This is a genomic window from Pseudoalteromonas sp. PS1M3 (assembly GCF_016865405.1).
GTDB lineage: Bacteria > Pseudomonadota > Gammaproteobacteria > Enterobacterales > Alteromonadaceae > Pseudoalteromonas > Pseudoalteromonas marina.
On the sequence record NZ_AP022626.1, the window covers coordinates 1 to 20,253 of the forward strand.

Here is a 20,253-nt window from a genome sequence, read left to right on the forward strand (position 1 = left end):
AGCGGCCGAAAAAACTAGCCCAGAAAGTTATCTGGCTTTACAGTCTCATTTTTATACTTTGTTGTGTAATTTCAATACACGTTGCCCTGCTACACTAAGATATAGCTTTCGTAAACTCACTCCAAATACGTTCGAAATTCATAAATACAACATTTTTTCTTATACGTCCCTAACAAACCGTTCACGGTTTACGAAAAACACCTCACTCCTTTAAAACCCTGCGATAAACGTATCAACAAAGTGTTTAAATTTATCCGTTATTACTGGCAGTATTCTTCTGCGTTGTAAAAGGCTGGGTTTGGTTTCTAGTACATCAGCAAAGTCATCCCTTAGTGGCATTTCGTCACTTAGCTCATAACGCGTTACTAGCTTTTCTAGGCGATCTTGGTTTAACTTTTGCTCGTGGGCAAACCTCTCAAGCTCTAGGCGCTTTTCTTTTTCCCAATAAAGCTCAAACTCTTCATCAACGTCAGCACTGGCAGGTATGCCTTGTAAGTGCTCGTCCATAAACTTATCTATAAGTGCTTTTTTACTTAATAAGGTTGGATCTGTGGCTATAAGGTTTGCTATTACTTGACGTTTACGGGCTTTTTCGTCGCCGCTTTCTTCGCCGTGTAACTCTCGCAATAACTGCAAAATATAGGTTACATTTACTATATCACTGTGTAGTAGCTCTAGTTCAAAATCAACGTCATCTAAAACCGATACTTTTTCTTTACTTGAGTTCTCACGTAGCTGCCTGCCAAGGTCGGCATACTTACTCGTATAATCTTGAAACTCTTGCTCGCCCATAGCGGTTGAGTCCATATCAAAATCAGCAAAGTTGCTTAACATGTTCTTTAAGCGCATAAGCTCACGAAACTGCCTCACAAACAACGCCTGAGCTTCTTCATCAGGTAAAGCATTAACTGAGTCAACGGTAGGCGTAATTGCGATTAGCGCACCATAGGCGTCGTTAAAATCGACTAGTAGCTCATTATACGAAGGGGTTTCTATATATTCTTTAGGCTGCTTGTTTGAAAACAGCGTAAAAGCAATGTCAGCAGCTTTTTTAAGGTTTCTAAAACACACTATATTGCCGTGCGATTTAGTTTCACCCAATAATCGATTAGTGCGCGAGAAGGCCTGCACCAAACCATGATATTTAAGGTTTTTATCAACGTACAACGTATTGATTTTTGGGGCATCAAAGCCGGTTAAAAACATATTCACCACCAGCAATATATCAATCTCTTTGGCTTTAACGCGCTTAGATATATTTTTGTAGTAGTCTTCAAATAACTTACTGTCTTTGGTGGAGTAGCTTGTACCAAACATAGCATTGTAGTCGTTAATGAATAAGTCTAACTTATCGCGGCTATGTAGCTTGACGGCTTGCCCTTCATTTAAATACTTAACAGAGGCTTCTTTAATGCTTGGGTCATCACTATTACCTAGTTCGTATTCTTCCTCTTCATTAGCCTCATAGCTAAATATGGTGGCAATTTTAAGGTTATGTTTTCCCTGTGCCTTTTTCGCTGCAAATAGCTCATAGTATTGAATAAGCTCAGCCACACTTGAAACACAAAACATAGCGTTAAACTCACGACTATGCGTTTTACGATTATGCTGGGAAATAATGTAATCGGTTATTTTATCTAAGCGCGCAGGAGAGGTTAAAAGCTCTTTGGTGTCGATGTCTTCAACTTCAATGTCTAGGTTGTTGTTAGAGCCATCTTTGTATTGGTAACGCCCAACGTACTCAATAGCAAACTTAAGCACGTTAGCGTCGCGTATTGCATCCACAATTACATAAGGATGTAAGCACTCACCAAACAAATCTTTTGTGGTGCGTTTAACTGAGTTTTTAGCAACGGCGTTGTCGGCAAATATAGGCGTACCCGTAAAACCAAACAACTGCGCGTTATTAAAAAATTCGGTAATATTTTTATGTGTATCACCAAATTGGCTGCGGTGGCACTCGTCAAATATAAACACAATGCGCTTATCCTGCAGGCTTTGCATTTCTTTTAAATAGCGCTGTTTAGTCACCACGTTATTAAGCTTTTGTAGTGTAGTTACCACCAGCTTAGTATTACGATTTTGATTAACCTTTTTGCCTTTCATAGGCTTATCTAACAGCTGGTGGAACAACATGCTGGTGTTGTCGGTGCTGTCTACAGAGCCTTTTACAAACGCATTAAACTCAAGCGCTGTTTGGTAGTCTAGGTCTTTACGGTCTACTACAAATACTACTTTATCAACCTCACTCAGCGAGGTCATAATTTGCGCCGCTTTAAACGAGGTTAATGTTTTACCCGAGCCCGTTGTATGCCAAATATAGCCATTATCAGTTGTGGTTTTAACTTGCTCTACAATCGCTTCTACTGCATAAAACTGGTACGGCCTAAGCACCATTAAGTACTTACCTGTTTCATTAAGCACTATGTACTTGGTTAGCATATGCGTTAAGTGCGAAGGCGTTAAAAATGCTTCGGCAAAGTCATGTAACTGGCTTATTTTATTATTTTCATTATCAGTCCAGTCAAAGGTTTGCTTAGCCGACATTTCACTATTGTTAGAAAAGTACTGGCTATTAACCCCATTCGACATTACAAACAGCTGCACATAGTTAAACAAACCATGGTTGGCATGAAACGAATGCTTTTGATAACGCTTAATCTGGTTAAACGCTTCTTTTAGTTCAATACCACGGCGTTTTAGCTCTATTTGTATCAGCGGCAAGCCATTAACTAATAGCGTTACATCGTATCGGTTAGTGTATGTGCCCTTTACTGTAATTTGTTGCGCTACCTGAAAGCTATTTAGCTGCGGCTCATCAAATAATAAAGTTAAGTGCTTGCTGTCGCCGTTATCAAGTGTTACATCAAGTTGGTCCCGCAGTATTTTGGCTTTTGCAAATATATTACCTTTACCAAGCTTACCCAATATTTGTGTAAACTCAGTATCGCTTAATGTACAGCTATTCACTTTTTCAAGCTGCTGCTTAAGATTGACCTCAAGTGCGGCGTTGTCCTTTAAAATTACGCGCGTAAAGCCTTGCTCGCTAAGCTGTGCAATTAAGTTATCTTCTAATTGTTGTTCACTTTGATAATTCATTTATACCTACAATTCCTTGGTGCTAGCCTTGTGCAATACATTCACAGCTTTATTGCTAATCTTTATGTAACTTATAACCCTGTTCTGGGTGATTAGGTATTGTTGGATATGCCAAAAACAATACCTGCTCTTTAACCATTTTACTTAAGTAATTACGTCTTAGCGTGTCGGGCTTCATTCCTAGCAGCTGTGCTATATCACCCAACCTTAAACAGTGCGGCTGTGCTTCTTTACATAGGGCTATTATTGCTTGTTCTACCTCAGACTTCTGCTTTCTACTTGAGGCAGATCGTACTTGCTCACCTATAACCCATAGTGAACTCCATAACTCATTAGCTTCAGGTGTCTCTACTTCTGTATTGTCTTGGTCCGGAGTATTTAAAGCTAGGTCCGGACCTTCATTGCTTAACTCCGGACCTTCGCTATCTAGGTCCGGACCTTCGCTATTTAACTCCGGACCTTCAAACAGTGAAAGCTGATCTAACTTCGGAGAGGCTACAAACGTAATACTCTTACCGGCATCATTATCAGGCGTAGGGATTTGTATCCCTTTTAAGTGATATATCTTACCTCTGTGCTGGCCTGCCGACTCTAAGTACCCTGCATTAACTAACTGACTTAACGCAAGTGTCACTTCTCTTGTATGCTCTGAGGTCAACGAGCAAATACGCTCGTGGTTAAACCATGACTCAGTAATGGCGGTAATCAAAATAGTTCGCTTAAGCTCGCTCAGCTTTTTGTAGCCACTACCAAAGGTATCTGTAAGGCGCTTATCAAGCTCAGGCGACACAATATTAACCATGCGCAACTCTAAAAAGGTTTGATTCAGCTCATCCTTTTCATACATATGCGGTGGCTGCCAGTTTTGCGCTTTACAGTTACTGTATATTTTAGGAATACCCGACCCTGCTTTTTCGCTTAAACCAATATTTAAAAACATTTGATGTATAGCTGGGTTGCGGCACTGGCTATTCCCCCCCGCCTTAGCTTCATGCACAGGTATACGCATTAGCCCTGCGTTTCTAAAGCCGATAAAGTCAGGGTGTTTTTCAATTAAAATATTACTTTCGGTATTAAACTCTGCATGTGCCAGTGTATTAACAAGTGCTTCTCGAATGGCCTCATGCGCAGGCGTGGTATCTTGTCGTTGGCCGTCATCGGTTAAGCTAAACCCTACTTTTAAATCTGCCGTAAGTTTACGATACACCTTACGATAAAAATCAAAAGCATTGCCCGACCAAGAACCATCAGTATAAATACGGTCTATCCAGCGGTGTGTACTGTCGTCTTTTTCTTGATAATCGAGTGCAAAACTAGGCAACGCATCTTGAATCGCATCCCACTTACCAAACATCACTATGCCTGCAAGGGTTAAACCCGCTTTACCTGTTGCGCGGTCTTTTTGCCAGCCACGAATTGAGCGTAAAAACTCTTGGTCACTCAATTCTAAAAAAGGGTGTTGTGGCTTGGCATCAACAAACATTTGCCTATAAATGCGCAGGCTTTCGGGGTCTATGTCATCAAGGGTAAAGTGCTCTAAAATTCTGTTGTCGCGTACTTCTTCTTGCTCTGCCAGCATTTTATTTACTGCCGGTGGCAAACACTTTTGATCGGCCTCGTAACGGCGCTGATAGGTCCCATTGAGCGGATTCGCATTTATAAATACAGGGCGGCTTTGACGCGGGGCGCGTGGTACAGTAATCGCAATAACCGATTTGCCTTCAAGTGTTTCAATACGCACGTCGCTTTCGCTGAGTAAATTAACACTCACTTTATTTGGGTTGTTAACCGTATCCCAAATATTCTTAATTAGCGGCGCTGGGTTTGTTATGCCCTCAACGGTAAACTTGCCTTTTTTTTCTTTAATGCCTAATAAAATTAAGCCACCACGGGTATTGGCAAACGCGCTATAGGTTTCCCACATATCGTTAGGCACTGCACCACTGCCATCGCGGCCACCAGCAAGCTTGCACTCAACTTCTACGCTTTCTTGCAAAGTTTGAATATCAATAATGTTAGCTATTGGATTGTCGTTAATTTTATTGGTCATTATTTCTCACACAAACATTTGCTGCAGTAAGCCTTTTTTAAATAGCTTAGTTTGTTCTATTTGATCGTTAACAGCGTCTATTTTTTTATCGAGTGATTGTAAGAACTGCGCTATTTTTTTCTGTTCGTCAATATGTGGCACTGATAACTTTATAGTTTCGATGTTCCCTTTAGATATTCCTAAAACTGAAACGCCTTGTGCTAATTTTTGTACCTGCTTTCTCGTACCATTAAATTGGAATAAATAACCAAGATAACCCGAAGCAAATTTATTTTTAGGGCGCGCTATATAAGTATGTAAACCGGCTACTAATGTACCTTCTTTAACACTTATTATTTCAATTGCCTTTCCTATATCAGCATAATCCTCAGATGCATCCGCAATCACAATATCACCGTTCTTACAAAAATCAGCCTGACTTACCAATTTACCTATTTCGGCATCAACAACATACGGAATATTCTCTCTTATTTGAACAAATTGAGAATGGTATTTCGTATGTATATCACCATAATGAATATTTTGCAGTGCTGTTACATTTTCCGATAATTTTTCACGAGAAAGGTTATTAGTTCTTATCCAGTCAAATAAGCTTCCAAGCGATTTTTCTTCCCAATCAGTAAAATCATTTCCATCATCGTTTTTAAAACGAATTTGTTGGCTGAAAATTTGTTGCATTACGCCTTTTTTATAGCCTTTTAATAAACGATGCTTTTCAGTTAGCTGACTGATTTTAGTATCAACTGAAGATAAGAAGTCAGCTATTTTTTGCTGTTCGTCCAGCTCAATACTAGGTATCAAAATACTATAGAAATCAGAGTGATTTAAGTCAGGGATCGTAGAGCTACCTGCCAACTTCATTATATTATTTTGAATTTTAGGGCTTCTAAGATATTGAACTAAATAATTTTTGTAATATTTTTTATTATCATAATTTATTTTAAAAAAATTGTTATGGAATGCTCCAGAAACTCCTGTTACGACTTGACCTGTATTACCTGTCCTAGTCATCAATATATCTTTTTCATCACATACGACTGAGGCTGGAGGGTTTTTAATGTAAAAACGTTTTTTACTACCCTGCTTCAAAAACTCATTTGTTATATAAAATTGGCACTCTGGTACTGGCTCCAAATATCTATCTGAAATAGGTATTTGTAAGCCTTGGTTTACTTTACAGATATCCCCAAGCTTTAGCATTACAGGTGGCTGAGAATATCCTTTGAAGCGAGTTTTCAAATATGTAATATTCACAGTCCTACTCCAGACGGGCTATCTATCTTCAACTCATTACAAAAACCTGCAATTGTTTTATCTGTTTCAAGCATCGCTTTATCAATTGCGATCAACTGCTTTGCAACCTCACTCAAATCAACAGGCTCTTCATCTGCAAAGGTATCTACGTAGCGCGGAATATTAAGGTTGTAATCGTTTTCAGCTAAATCGATTTGCGTGGCGGCAAATGCATATTTATCAATAAACTCGCGTTTACTTACAGCATCTAAAATACGCTGTAAGTCTTCCTCACGTATTACGTTGTTGTTAGTGCCTTTTTCAAAGTGATTGCTAGCATCTATAAACAATACGTTGTCGTCGGCTTTACGGTGTTTGTTTAGCACCAACACACAGGTAGGAATAGACGTGCCAAAAAAGATATTAGCAGGTAAGCCTATTACCATATCAAGGTAGTTTTTTTCTTTAATAAGATGTTTGCGTATATGCCCTTCGGCAGCACCACGAAACAACACGCCGTGCGGTAATACCACCGCCATTGTGCCGTTGTCGTCAAGCTGGTGGATCATGTGTTGTACAAAAGCAAAGTCGGCTTTACCTTTTGGTGCCAGCTTACCGTAGTCGGCAAAGCGCTCGTTATTCATGTGTAGCGGGTTGGCAGACCAGCTTGCTGAAAATGGCGGGTTAGCGACCACGGCACTAAAGCGCTGCTCAATGTGTGCAGGAACTTCTAAAGTGTCGTCGTTTTGAATATCGAACTTAGTGTAATGCACGTCGTGCATAATCATGTTCATACGGGCTAGGTTGTAGGTACTTGGGTTTTGCTCTTGGCCGTAAAATTTTAAATCAGGGTTGTTGGCCTCTTTAGCAACACGTAACAACAATGAGCCCGAGCCACAAGTAGGGTCGTAAACCGATTTAATATGCGGGTTATTTAAGGTGACTAATTTTGCTAGTAACTTTGACACCATTTGTGGCGTATAAAACTCGCCTGCTTTTTTACCCGCGCCACTGGCAAACATACCAATAAGGTATTCGTAAGCGTCGCCAAGTATGTCTATTTCGCTGCTTTCTAGGTGAAAGTCGATGTTATCAAGGTGCTCTAATACTTTGGCTATTAACTTGTTACGCGCATCGGGTGTTTTACCTAACTTGTTAGAGGTTAGGTCTAGCTCGTCAAACAAGCCGTTAAAATCATCGGCGCTGTCTGCGCCCATAGTGCTTTGTTCAATATGGTTAAGTACGTTGGTTACATCGTCTAAAATAAACTTATCGTTAGCACCGCGCTCAGCGAGTACATGAAACAACTCTGCAGGTTTAAAGAAGTAACCTAACTTATCAAGTGCCTCTTCTTGTACTGCTTCTAAGTACTCTTGGCCCTGTGCTGTTGTTTCGTCAATTTTAGCAAATACAATACCGTCTTCACTTAGTAGCTGATCAGCATAGGTATTGAGCTTATCTGACAGGTATTTATAAAAAATAAGCCCAAGTATGTAATCACGAAAGTCATCAGCCGACATATTGCCACGCAAGCTGTTAGCAATATTCCAAAGCTGCTTTTTTAATTCTTGTTGGTGTTGTTGAACCATTAATCTAATCTCTTAATTAGTTGTGTAGAGCTTCTACATACGCACTGCACGTGCGTGTTAATCTTCTAAAAAGTAATCGCTATCGAGCGCTTTTACTTCAAATACTTGTTTGGTGCTAACGCCTAAGTTATGGGTAAGCATTAGCTCTGTAAGCTGTTTACCGTCCACCAGTACAATACGCTTTTTAATCATACCTACGTATTCAAGTGCGTCTTTACTAAAGCTGCTGGTAGTGATGAATACGCCTTTTTTTGCACGGTGCATATCTAGCGCACCTGCAAAGGCCTGTATATCTGGCCTACCTACGGTTTTGTTGGTGTAGCGTTTGGCTTGCAAGTATATCATTTCGAGGCCGAGTTTATCTTCTTTGATCACCCCATCAATACCACCGTCTTGAGTATATTGTGTGGCTTGCCCTGCATCTTTGCGAGAGCCACCGTACCCCATGGCTAGCATTAAATCGACTACATCACCAATGAGTTAGTAAGATGTTGATCCAATTAACTCGTTAGAATCGTCATTAACTTATTCACATATCCACAGTACCTATTAATTCTATTAAATCTATTAAAACTATAAGATCTATAATAACTATAGTCGCCTGTAAGTTATTGTTATTAAAAGATAAAAAGATGATAGCAGATCATATATTTGGTGTTTCGGATCATATATTTGGTGTTTTAGATCATATATTTGGTGTTTCGGATCATATATTTGGTGTTTAGATTACATATATTTGGTGTTTAGATTACATATATTTGGTGTTCTTTTTTAGAATAAGGTTCTGACGACATACACTATTTTTATAGTATATGTCTCATTGCTAGCATGCAAAATGATAGATTAAGCTCTTTTTTAATATATTTAACACAATTCTGAGGTTGAAAGTTTGTATTTGTGTATATGCGTAACATATTTTTGGTGTTGAGAGCTTGTATCTTTGTATGTATGTAACATATTTTTGGTGTTGAGGGATTATATTTTTGTATGTAACATTTTTTTGTGTGTGTAACATATTTCTTATCATGGAGATTATATCTTTGCATGTACTATTTTTGTAGGTATGCAACATATTTTTGGTGTTAGGGGTTATATCTTTGCATGTACGCAACATATTTTTGGTGTTGAGGGATTATATTTTTGTATGTAACATTTTTTTGTGTGTGTAACATATTTCTTATCATGGAGATTATATCTTTGCATGTACTATTTTTGTAGGTATGCAACATATTTTTGGTGTTAGGGGTTATATCTTTGCATGTACGCAACATATTTTTGGTGTTGAGGGATTATATTTTTGTATGTAACATTTTTTTGTGTATGTAACATATTTCTTATCATGGAGATTATATCTTTGCATGTACTATTTTTGTAGGTATGCAACATATTTTTGGTGTTGAGAGCTTGTACCTTTGTATGTACATAACATATTCTTGGTGTTTTATTTATTTGTAGGGCTATATTCGTCGTATTTTATGGGAAGTTATTAAAAATAGGTCTACATTACATATTTTTGGTGTTATTGAGAGCACATACCAAAAATATGTAATATGCTTTTTAATATGGAATATCTAAATTATCTATAGTCAGTTTATTCGCAATATCTATTTCTTCTTTGCTGGATGCTTGTTCTGCGCGGTTATTACGCCTTTCAATCAAGGTTGTAGCTATTTTATTAGATAGCTTCTCATTACCAGTGTAATTGTATGCAGAAAGTAACAGTTTAAGTTCTGCAGTTGATAATTTTTTACCATTGCCTTCAGACTTTAATTGCTGCCTTTTAAGCTCTAGCTTTTTAATAGTTGTAATAGCATCGCGTTCATTAAATTCCTCAATATTGCCTTTTGTTATCCAACTCATAAGGAATTTGATAGCTATGATTTTGTTGCCTTGTTTTTTTAATTCGTAGCCAACTTCACCATTAGCACTTTCATAAAATAATAGCTCTTTATTTGTTGTAGGATTGGCCTTGAGAATATCAATGCTGCTTCTAATGCATCTCTGCATAAAAACCCCATTATTTTTAAAAGATAATTTATCTGATTTTAAATTCCCTTTTTCATCATATAGACCAAATAAACCTTTTAGTTCATCAAGCTTAATCAAGTGCATTTCGTAGCCGGGCTCTTTAAACCTACTAAGTATTTCATAGAGTCGCTTTGCGTATTCCTGTTTTATGCATAAAAAGCTTGTGGTATTGATCAGCGCAAATCCTTGCTTATACTCTATAAACTCAGACTTCAGAAGATCATTAGGTATCATTGTAAATGTGCGGTTTTTATAGCTTATATTTTTAAATATTGGTTTATAGTCAAATTCAATTTCACCATTACCATCTTCAGTTTTTATACCAACGCTATATCGTGATAGCCGCATAGCTACAGGGTTAAGGTATGTCGCTATATGTTTTGGCGCTATATTGAGCCAATTGGAGAGCTGAGATGCTGAAAACTCGTATTTAGGGGTTGTTCCAACCCAATCACTTTCTTTCATAGTTGCAATCATGAGTGCAAATATATCTGCTTCACGGGCAGATAAATCTTGGCGACTAAATACTATCTGATGGCTCTTTTTTATGTGTTTAGGAAGAGAATCCCTTGAAACTACTTTCTTTTTCTCATCGATACTCATTTCTTCTTCCAATGTCGAGACTGTATTTGCTAGTTGATGACATATTCTTGGTGTTTTTACTAGATTACACATATTAGACATTAAAATATACTCTCTAATTAGCTTATATTTCGATGATGAGGGGAGCTTGTATTTCAATAGTCATTTTTTAAAATAACGATAAAAATATTCCTCAAGTTGTATTTTACCTACAAGCCACATTTGCCAACACCTACGGCTTCTTTTTTGGTAATTATTCAATGTGAATAACTCAAATTATAAAACTAAAAAAATCAAATACCTCTAAAATACATGGACAACTCAAAAAACAAGGGATACACTTGTTTTAAATAAAAAGGGATTCATCTATGACCATTGAAAAGACTACTCACATTTTTCAAGATTTAAAGGAAGGCGCTGATCGCTATATAAAAAGACGCAATCAGAGGCTTTTAGTAAATCATCGTAAGGAGCTTAGAAGTTTTACGCGAGCTGAAGCATCTATATATTTAGATATTGATGTAAAAACTTTAGATAGGTATTGCGCTTCACTGGGTATTGACCCACGTAGACACGAAGATGCACAGTGGTCAATTGACATCGAAGAAATTTATAAAGTAAGAGATTCGCTCTCTGTTGAATTACGTAAAGAACCTAAGTTCAAACGTAGTGATAAGCAGAAAGCACAGATTATAGTGATTCAGAATCAAAAAGGTGGTGTTGGTAAAACAGTGTCAAGTGCAACAATAGGTTCAGGACTAGCTACTGAGTTTCATCAAGAGTATCGCGTAGGCCTTATTGATATGGATGGACAAGCTACACTATCAATGTATTACGCCCCTGAATCAGCACAAGAAGGTTGTTTATCTGTAGGCGATCTGATCATGGGAAACTATGAATTAGACGAAAATGAAACTAAAAAAGAAGCTATTTCAAGTGCCTTTTTACCTACTACAATTCCAAACCTCCGTATTTTACCTGCCTCACAATCAGATCGTGGTATTGAGGGGTGGTTTCATGAAGGCGTATTTAATAAGTCTCTAAGTTCGCCCTACTCTATTTTGAGTAAGATTTTAAATGAAGTTGAAGATGAATTCGATATTATCATAATAGATACCCCTCCATCATTAGGCTATGCAACGTATAACGCTTACTTCGCCGCAACCAGTGTACTTTTTCCACTATCAATTACAGAAAATGACATAGATGCAACGTGTTCTTATTTTTCATATATACCGCAAGTCTGGGGATTATTGAATAATGCTAAGCATCAGGGGTATGACTTCATGAAAATACTTATTACAAATCATAAAGACAGTTCAACAACAACGGAGTTACTCAATAGCCTTAATGATAGCTTTTCACCTTATTTATACTCTAAAGAATTTAAAAATAGTGAAGCTGTAAGGCAGGCATCATCTTTATTATCAACGGTGTTTGATATGTCTAAAAGTGAGTACCCAAAAAGTAAAATGTCATACCAAGTGGCACAGCAAAATGCTTATGAAGTAACAAGTCAACTACAGCGCGATATTGTGAATGTATGGCGTAAGCAAGAGCAGGAGCAGGAGTAAAATCATGGCTAGAAAACGTGGAATAAGATCACCACTTGGCAATGCAGTCGGAGCGCAAGATGCAATCGAGTCAGGACAGAAAAGTAATATAGAGTCGCTAGCAAAGCAATTAAAAGCAGAGATCACTGGTTCTAAATTATCACTAATGGATGTATTACAAACCCATCTAGGGATAAGTAATGTTGGAGAGAGTGTATCCTGGAAGTTAAAATCAGGAAAAATAGCGCAATTTGTTCCTATTACATTAAGTTATCAGCAAGTTAAAGAGCTTACTTCGGTCACATTTGAAGTGAATGGTCGAGATCAATCTGGTCTAACCAAAGAATCCCTTCAAGATCTAGACTCATTATGTATACAACAATATTATCCAGCTATAGGCCGAAGAGTTAATGGCGTAATTGATCTGCTAGATGGCTCCAGGCGTAGAGCTAGGTTTTTGCTTGAAGCAGGTAAAATTAACTCATTTAAAATATTAGTCACAGATGACGATATTAGCTCTGGTGACGCTAAAGCATTAGCTAAGCAGCTGCAAGTTAGTAAAGAGCACAACTTACGTGAAATAGGTATGCGTTGTCAGTTAGAAAGTCAGCTTTATGAAAAAAAATATAATAAAAAACTCACGCAATCTGAATTAGCTGAAGAAATGGGCTTAAGCCAAGCCAAGGTAAGTAAGGCGCTAACTGCTGCCTCTATCGATAGTGCTATTATTGAGCTGTTTCCGGATATTTCTTTATTGTCACACTCAGACTACAAAGTATTAAATACAGTACAAAAAACGTTAGGTGAAAACGTAAATGAATTTATAAAGGATATAGAAAGCAATATAATTAATATCAATAGTGAATTAGTTCAAGACGATTATAAAGAAGCTGTATTAAAAATAGTTACAGACGCTATTAAAACATACAAACCTAAGCCAACCGAGCAGGCTATCGTTACTCCACTTGCAAATTTTAGCAAAAAGAATACCTATGCACGTAAGCGCGTTAAAGGTAGAAAATTCGCTTATGAGTTTTCACAGCTAACAAAAGAAGTACAAGATACTTTAGACCAGGCTATTGCTAAAGTGTTGCAAGACTCGCTTTAATAATAAAGGTATTCAGTCATAGCTAATTTATTTTATGAGTGAATACCTTTTAGATTCCTCAACGGGAAATTTGTTTTAAGTTATTGTTTTTAAGTCTCTTTGTGTTTTTTATTTCTAGTTATTCAGGCTGAATAAATCAACAGCATCTAGCCTGACTCATCCCATCGAGAGATTGCCAGAAGTTTAAATATTTCACCTGTTACTAATCACCTTAAAAAGGCCAATGAGTTAGGCTTAAATTAATGGCCAAATTCAGGCGCTTCTCATGCAAAAGATGTCTAAGGTAAAATGCTAGTAATGCAGTGAACAGCCCCGTTTAGACTACATCCGAGAGGTGTGTATCTGCCCACTTAGACTACACCGTCCTGCTTGGAGTGCATTTGCTGAGGCATATTAGTGCCCGTTTAGACTACACCGTCCTGCTTGGACTGCACTTGCTAGGCATATTAGTGCCCGTTTAGACTACACGGTCCTGCTTGGACTGCATTTGCTGAGGCATATTAGTGCCCGTTTAGACTACACCGTCCTGCTTGGACTGCACTTGCTAGGCATATTAGTGCCCGTTTAGACTACACGGTCCTGCTAGGACTGCATTTGCTGAGGCATATTAGTGCCCGTTTAGACTACACCGTCCTGCTTGGACTGCACTTGCTGAGGCATATTTGGTCAGTCTGAGCCAGACATTGAACGATTATTGCCTTGGAACATCGATATCTAGGTGGTGTTTACATCTCTTCAAAGGGTCTTGTATAGTAAACCCTAGCAATGGGAATATGGACAGGAGTGGCGAACCTTTAAGACTAAAGGAGACCAAGTTTACCCTCTACCAGGGAAAGTTTAGTCAATTAATTTTGGTGAAAGAGCATCACAATGGATATAGAAATCGTTTGAAAGTTAATCATAGGTGCTGGAATTAAATTGTATCAAGCTGAATTTAAAAAATGATTTTGGTCTAAAGTTCAAAAAAATTACATAACAAAATTTAAGTTGCAAGGAGGCTTCTTTGAGAGATAAAGAGAAAATTGCGGTATTTATTGATGCAGATAACGCACCTGCTCAAAAGATAGATAAAGTGCTATCCGAATTGGCGCGCTATGGTGTAGTCAACATTCGTAAAGCATATGGAAATTGGAAAAATCAAAACCTGAAGCCGTGGGAAGATGTGCTTCATGAATTTGCAATACAGCCGATGCAACAGTTCGATCTTACCAAGGGTAAGAATGCCACGGATATGGCATTAGTAATTGATGTTATGGATGTGCTGTACACTAAAGACATTGATGTTATTTGCCTAGTGTCGTCCGACTGTGATTTTACCCCCTTGGTAACTCGTTCTTTGGCTGATGGTAAATTTGTGATTGGCTTCGGTGAACGTAAAGCACCGCTAGCTTTCGTTAATAGTTGCTCACGATTCCTCTATCTTGACGAAGATTGCGAAAAAGAGCCCCCCATACAAAAACAAAAAAAGAACATAAAAAGTGACACTAAGTTAATTAATTTGCTTAGGCAAGCAATTGAGGCTGTCGAAGAAGACGATGGCTGGGCCATGTTAGGGCCAATCGGTACGCATATTTCAAATCACGCTTCCTTTGACCAGCGTAATTATGGCTTTAAGAAGTTGAGTGATTTATTTCAAGCTATAGACTTGTTTGAAATGAAAAAAACAAATGGCTCAGTTTTATGGATTAGGGATAAAAAGAAAGCAAAACAACTTAACAAGCCAAGGTAGGGCGCGTTATCAAAGTCCGTAATTGGCACAGACTGTGTAAAAACTAATTTTTAATAAATTGTCTTGGGTATGTTCTTAGTTTGAAACCATTTAAGATGGTTGCGATCGATTTTTTCTCAGTATCGCAATTTTCTCCGCGCGAGCGAAACTGCTATGGCAACGCTACTCTAATTGCTTTACTTAGGCCGTTAACTCCCATAATTGTTATCATTCTTCTGAAGTTGTAAGCTAGGACATGAAGACTTATTTCTGTCCCCACGCTTTTTAAACCTCGTGTTAGTAAGTGGGTAGCTCCCATCCAGAGTTTAATTGTGCCAAAGGGGTGCTCAACAGTTTGCTTTCGATGAAGCATCAATTCAGGTTGATTCTTTAGCTTTTGAAGCATTTCTTCTGTCAGAATCTCATGCACCCACCGCCTTATTCGCCTAGGGTCTTTTTTAGAGTTAGTGCACTGACTTCTTATTTTACAATCTCGACAAGCAATGTGATTGAAGTAAACATCAAGGTATTTACCTTGCTCAAATACCTGCATTCGATTTTGAAGTTCATTACCAGCGGGGCATAAGTAAATATCTTTATTTGCATCGTATTTGAAAAGTGAGCGGTTAAATATCCCTTTCTTTTCAGAGGACGATGTATCCGTCTTGGGCATGATTGGCTCTGCACCCAAATCGATAGTGTCTTTTATATCAGGCTGACTGAAGTAACCTTTATCTGCTAATACCCGTATATCTTTCTTGCGCAATGCTTCTTGTGCGAGTTTCGTCATTGACGCAAGCTGGCCTCTATCTGGCACGTTGGTCACGTCATGCGCCACTATGAGGTGATGCTTGGTATCAACCGCACTTTGTACGTTATAACTCACAACTCTTGTAAAACCTTGAGTTTTCATTAAACGTGAATCAGGATCAGTAGTGGATATTTGCTTATCAGGATGAGCTTCAACTTGTTCTTTAATCTCGTATAGTTTTTTTAACTGGCTACGAAAGTCAGCTAGTCTCTCTTTTGTGGCTTTAATTTTTGTGACGTTAGCTTGCTCTTTATCGGCTTCATCAAGTAATTCAAGATAACGTTCAATGTTCTTTTCGACTCGGTCGATGTGAAATTTAACTTTGCTTGGCGTAAAATTATTGCCTTTGTTGTTGCTAGCTTTAAACTTACTACCATCGATGGCAACAACGGGTTTCTCAAACATATTCAGGCGACGACAGACTTCAACAAACGTTTTGCATACATTTTTTATACCGCCTCCGTTGTCTTTTCTAAAATCAGCAATCGTTTTAAAGTCGGGTGCCAACTTACCAAGTAGCCACATCAGTTCAATATTGCGTTGGCATTCGGTTTCTAATCGGCGGGATGATTGAATACGGTTGAGGTAACCATAAAGATAAAGCTTTAATAGTGTGGCTGGATGATACTTAGGGCGGCCTGTGGACTTTAAGGTTAATCCTTTAAACCCCAATTCAGCTAGATTTAGTTCCTCAATGAAAACATCAATTACTCTGACCGTATTATCTTCACTGACGTAGTCTTCCAACGATTCTGGAAATAACGTTGATTGGTTACGATCTTCACCGCTTATAAACTTTGACATATTGCCTCAACCCTCGACTGAATCAATAGTCTTATTATATAAATATCAGTATATTAAGTGAACTAAATGTATAGATTAATCGATCATAAGCAGCAGATACTTAGACCAAAAGGTGATCAGAGTTTTCACACAGTCTGGGCACGTGCCAGACCCTAAAATCGAATCTGGCATATATGCAAATTTAAGCATCAACTTATTGTTGGAGTTTTACTTTAGCGAGAGATTGCCAGAAGTTTAAATATTTCACCTGTTACTCATCACCTTAAAAGGCCAATGAGTTAGGCTTAAATTAATGGCCAATACCCGTCCTTCTTGGACTGGATTTGATTAAGATTGATTTCTAATATCATTATGCGTACTTTTAAGAAATATTTTATTATTTAATAACATGCTAAGGTTCATGTGAACTACTCGCAACAGCGAGCTTCCAAGATAACAGCCTAAGTCGCTAACTCTTCTTTTTTGACGCTTCGTTGGACACCGCTAGTCGAGATTTTGGCTCGGCTAGTCTTACGATTGCCTCCACGTCCACTATCTGACTTGGTTCATGAACAACTTCAGTACAAAAGGTTGTTAAAATCTTGGGATTGTGAGCTTTTGGAGTGCAATGGTGAGCCAGATCACCTTCACCTTTTAATTTCTGCTAATCCCAAGATGCAACCAAGTAAAATGGTGAACAGTTTAAAAACTGCTACATCAAGACTTGTGCGAAAGGAGTTTTCCGAACACTTGGGTGAGTTTTACTGGAAGCCAGTTTTTTACAGCAGAAGTTATTGTCTGGTTAGTTGCGGAGGTGCACCACTTGAAATCGTGAAGCAATATTTAGCTCAGCAGGAAGGATTTGATTAAAGCCACCACTTCGTGGTGGTGCGCCTTTCACCACCACCTAAATTAACTCGCTTTGGCTCATTAGATTTAGATGGAGCACTTGGCGCTATTGGGTAGAACTCCACCGTCAGACAACACCATTCCAGTTTCTAATATTAGGTTAATTGCCCGTTTCTTAATGACCTGTGATGCGTTGTTATCTGCATTGTCAGTGTTTCCACAGTTACCGCACAAAAATAGTTCTTGTGATCCTCGGTTGTCGGAGTGAGTGTGATCGCACTTGGCGCACTCCTGACAGGTGTAGGCTGGATTCACTTTTAATACGGCTCTCCCTGCTTGATAAGCTCAAAGGAAAATCGTCATACATGCTAAAGCGCGAGTATTGGGGGCGGATAAAGACAATGCTTTGGGGTAATCACTTTTGGTCGCCTAGCTATTGTGTCATGTGGTGGTACGAGCTTGGATGTGGTTAAGCAGTACATCGAAAACCAAAGCACACCACCAAGTGAAAGAGCTATTAAAACATCACGGCTTTAAGTCACAAAAAAGACTAGTTACCTTTTGCGCAATATCGCCCTTAAAAGGGCTAGATTGCGCAAGCATAATGTTCAAGTGGTAATTTCCCTCTAATATTAATATTCCCTGCTATTATCAACATTAAAACCAAAGTCGCAGATACTGTGAGCAGTCTAATGGTTTGCTTACCTGCTTTTAATTTTTTCGTTTTGAGCTGCATTGCTTGTCCTTTACAATATTCTTTTAGCTCGGTATTACTCTTAAGCGATCGCTTAATTGGCGCTGTGGTTTCTTGTGAGCGTAATACTAAGTTAATATATACGGTTGGCTGGTGGGGGTTGGTTTGGCGCTGCGTGGTTCGCTACAGCGCCTTTAAAGTCATAGTTATTTCTATTCACGATCGCTCTTTGCTTGGGTAAACACCATTGAGTAACTTGAGCCATTTACTTTTTCGCTCTAATGCAGTGAGTTGTCCTTTGGTTGATTAGGTGTTTGAAATTCCAGTTTTTCAAATTATTGAGTCTATGATAAACCTAGGGGTAGCTCAATGTAGGAAATTTCTTTATATACCTACATGACACCCTAGGTTTTAATAAAGGGCCGAAGTTAATTTGGTGTTTCCTAAGCCTCAAACCATTTTGCTAATCTACTTTTAAAATCTTATTACTTTCTTACACTCAAACTCTAAGCATCGACTTTTCTATTTTTGTAGCTAGGAGATTGCGCACTTCATCACCGTCATCCAGCTTTAAGGCTGTACCTACAGTCTCCAAATCAAAAACCCTTACCTCTGTTAGCAATAACCCTATTATCAACTAAAGAAAAAAATTTTAATAATTAGAGCATACTAATTTCGACGCTCTACGATTTAGGTAAAAAAATTTCAAACGGAAACGAACGCAAAACCAAAAAAAGTAGTTGGTCACACACAACTAAGGAAAGGTTGATAAATAAGAAAAAATGTAAATAACTACCATGTGCATTTAAAATTAAAGCTGCACATGTGGAACGGGGAATTAAGATAAATATCGCCTTAAAAAAAAATAAATGCACATACATGTGCATTTATTAGTAAAAAATGCACATGCGGAACGCGAGAAAAGCAAGGCGTGAACATCTCAAAAAAAACAAGGTAGCTCTAAAAGAAAGATGCACATATACATGTGCATTTATTAATTAAAGCTGCACATGTGGAACGGGGAATTAAGATAAATATCGCCTTTAAAAAAATAAATGCACATGCATGTGCATTTATTAGTAACAAATGCACATGTGGAACAATTGCAAAGCAAGGTGTGAGCGTTTCAAGAAAAACAAGGTAGCTCTAAAAGAAAGATGCACATACATGTGCATTTAAAATTAAAGCTGCACATGTGGAACGGGGAATTAAGATAAATATCGCCTTTAAAAAAATAAATGCACATGCATGTGCATTTATTAGTAACAAATGCACATGTGGAACAATTGCAAAGCAAGGTGTGAGCGTTTCAAGAAAAACAAGGTAGCTCTAAAAGAAAGATGCACATATACATGTGCATTTATTAATTAAAGCTGCACATGCAATATAAAAACAAAGTAAAACGTAGAACACTCAAAGTAACAGGTGATTTTAAAACAGAGCTGCACATACATGTGCATTTAATTTAATTAAATCAAACTTAATTGCGGTGATTTATAGGTAAAAGCTGCACATGTATGTGCATTAATACTTTAAATCATCTACTAGGAAAAAGTCAGCGCGCTATTAGCGTTGGTTGGGTTAATAAAAGTTTAATTTCACCATTTTAATGATGTGCTAATCTATATTTATTAAAGAATGCGCAAGGATGATAATGACTTTCAACCATCACATCCATATAGTTTTGTTACTACGCATTTGTATTTAAAAAGGCGAAAAATAGGTTAAGAGGTGTTATTAAGGGCAAAAATAAGCTGCTTATATTTATAATTTTATATTACGTAATTTCTGTATGGAGTATAAATTTAATAGTGAAAAATAGAGTTAAAGTAAGTACAGCATAACTATAAAGCTCTTAATATAGCGCATTGTAAACTGTGAATGAGGTTAAAAATAATACATAAAATACGCATATAACTATACTTTAATTTTAGTTAAAAATGATGCTGTTATCTCTCATCGAGAGATTGCCAGAAGTTTAAATATTTCATCTGTTACTGTGGGTAATTACCTTAAAAGGCCAATGAGTTAGGCTTAAATTAATGGCCAATTCCAGAAGATAAACAGCAAAATAGGTTTCTCAACACAAAGCTCAGGTGCATCTCATGCAAAAAATGTCTAAGGTGAAATATTAGTAATACAGTGAACAGCCCCGTTTAGATTACA

Annotated in this window: 11 protein-coding genes and 2 pseudogenes; 5 read left to right on the top strand and 8 right to left on the bottom strand. The window is 37.8% G+C overall.

The window, feature by feature from the left end; translation table 11 throughout:
- Positions 1–210: 210 nt before the first annotated feature.
- The 6 genes and pseudogenes from PS1M3_RS19905 to PS1M3_RS19930 form a co-directional block, all read right to left on the bottom strand.
- Positions 211–3,099 carry a type I restriction endonuclease subunit R gene (locus PS1M3_RS19905; RefSeq protein WP_202819454.1) on the bottom strand — a complete coding sequence of 963 codons (2,889 nt, stop codon included), beginning with the start codon at positions 3,097–3,099 and terminating at the stop codon, positions 211–213.
- 55 nt (positions 3,100–3,154) lie between these two features.
- Positions 3,155–5,149, bottom strand: coding sequence for an RNA-binding domain-containing protein (locus tag PS1M3_RS19910; protein WP_202819455.1), 1,995 nt, complete (start codon positions 5,147–5,149; stop codon positions 3,155–3,157).
- A gap of 6 nt (positions 5,150–5,155) precedes the next feature.
- A complete protein-coding gene (locus PS1M3_RS19915) occupies positions 5,156–6,403 on the bottom strand; it encodes a restriction endonuclease subunit S (protein ID WP_202819456.1) in 1,248 nt (415 codons plus the stop codon).
- Positions 6,400–7,971, bottom strand: a complete 1,572-nt coding sequence (locus PS1M3_RS19920) for a type I restriction-modification system subunit M (protein WP_202819457.1) — start codon at positions 7,969–7,971, stop codon at positions 6,400–6,402. Before PS1M3_RS19920 ends, PS1M3_RS19915 begins: the two co-directional genes overlap by 4 nt.
- A 57-nt stretch (positions 7,972–8,028) precedes the next feature.
- Positions 8,029–8,439: pseudogene (locus tag PS1M3_RS19925) on the bottom strand (restriction endonuclease); the annotation flags it as partial.
- 1,089 nt (positions 8,440–9,528) lie between these two features.
- Complete coding sequence (locus PS1M3_RS19930; protein ID WP_010554747.1) at positions 9,529–10,602, bottom strand: replication initiation protein; 1,074 nt, start codon at positions 10,600–10,602, stop codon at positions 9,529–9,531.
- Positions 10,603–10,949: 347 nt separating this feature from the next.
- On the opposite strand from PS1M3_RS19930, the gene PS1M3_RS19935 reads away from it, so the two are divergent.
- The 3 genes from PS1M3_RS19935 (at position 10,950) to PS1M3_RS19945 (ending at position 14,971) form a co-directional block, all read left to right on the top strand.
- Positions 10,950–12,155 (top strand): ParA family protein, encoded by a 1,206-nt coding sequence (locus PS1M3_RS19935; RefSeq protein WP_024606458.1) that lies wholly within the window; start codon positions 10,950–10,952, stop codon positions 12,153–12,155.
- Between the two features lie 4 nt (positions 12,156–12,159).
- Positions 12,160–13,242 carry a ParB family protein gene (locus PS1M3_RS19940; RefSeq protein ID WP_010554745.1) on the top strand — a complete coding sequence of 361 codons (1,083 nt, stop codon included), beginning with the start codon at positions 12,160–12,162 and terminating at the stop codon, positions 13,240–13,242.
- Between the two features lie 1,003 nt (positions 13,243–14,245).
- Positions 14,246–14,971: an NYN domain-containing protein gene (locus PS1M3_RS19945; RefSeq protein ID WP_010554743.1), complete on the top strand. Its 726-nt coding sequence runs from the start codon at positions 14,246–14,248 to the stop codon at positions 14,969–14,971.
- Between the two features lie 151 nt (positions 14,972–15,122).
- Here PS1M3_RS19945 and PS1M3_RS19950 read toward each other — a convergent pair whose 3' ends face one another.
- Positions 15,123–16,565: an IS1182 family transposase gene (locus PS1M3_RS19950; protein WP_202819450.1), complete on the bottom strand. Its 1,443-nt coding sequence runs from the start codon at positions 16,563–16,565 to the stop codon at positions 15,123–15,125.
- A gap of 570 nt (positions 16,566–17,135) precedes the next feature.
- Here PS1M3_RS19950 and tnpA point away from each other — a divergent pair.
- Positions 17,136–17,414 (top strand): IS200/IS605 family transposase, encoded by a 279-nt coding sequence (tnpA, locus tag PS1M3_RS20175; protein WP_371816619.1) that lies wholly within the window; start codon positions 17,136–17,138, stop codon positions 17,412–17,414.
- Positions 17,415–17,480: 66 nt separating this feature from the next.
- Here tnpA and PS1M3_RS19960 read toward each other — a convergent pair whose 3' ends face one another.
- Positions 17,481–17,708, bottom strand: a complete 228-nt coding sequence (locus PS1M3_RS19960; RefSeq protein ID WP_080670035.1) for a zinc ribbon domain-containing protein — start codon at positions 17,706–17,708, stop codon at positions 17,481–17,483.
- A gap of 14 nt (positions 17,709–17,722) precedes the next feature.
- Between PS1M3_RS19960 and PS1M3_RS20180 the strand changes: the two are divergent.
- Positions 17,723–17,930, top strand: a pseudogene (locus PS1M3_RS20180) (transposase); the annotation flags it as partial.
- Positions 17,931–20,253 lie beyond the last annotated feature (2,323 nt).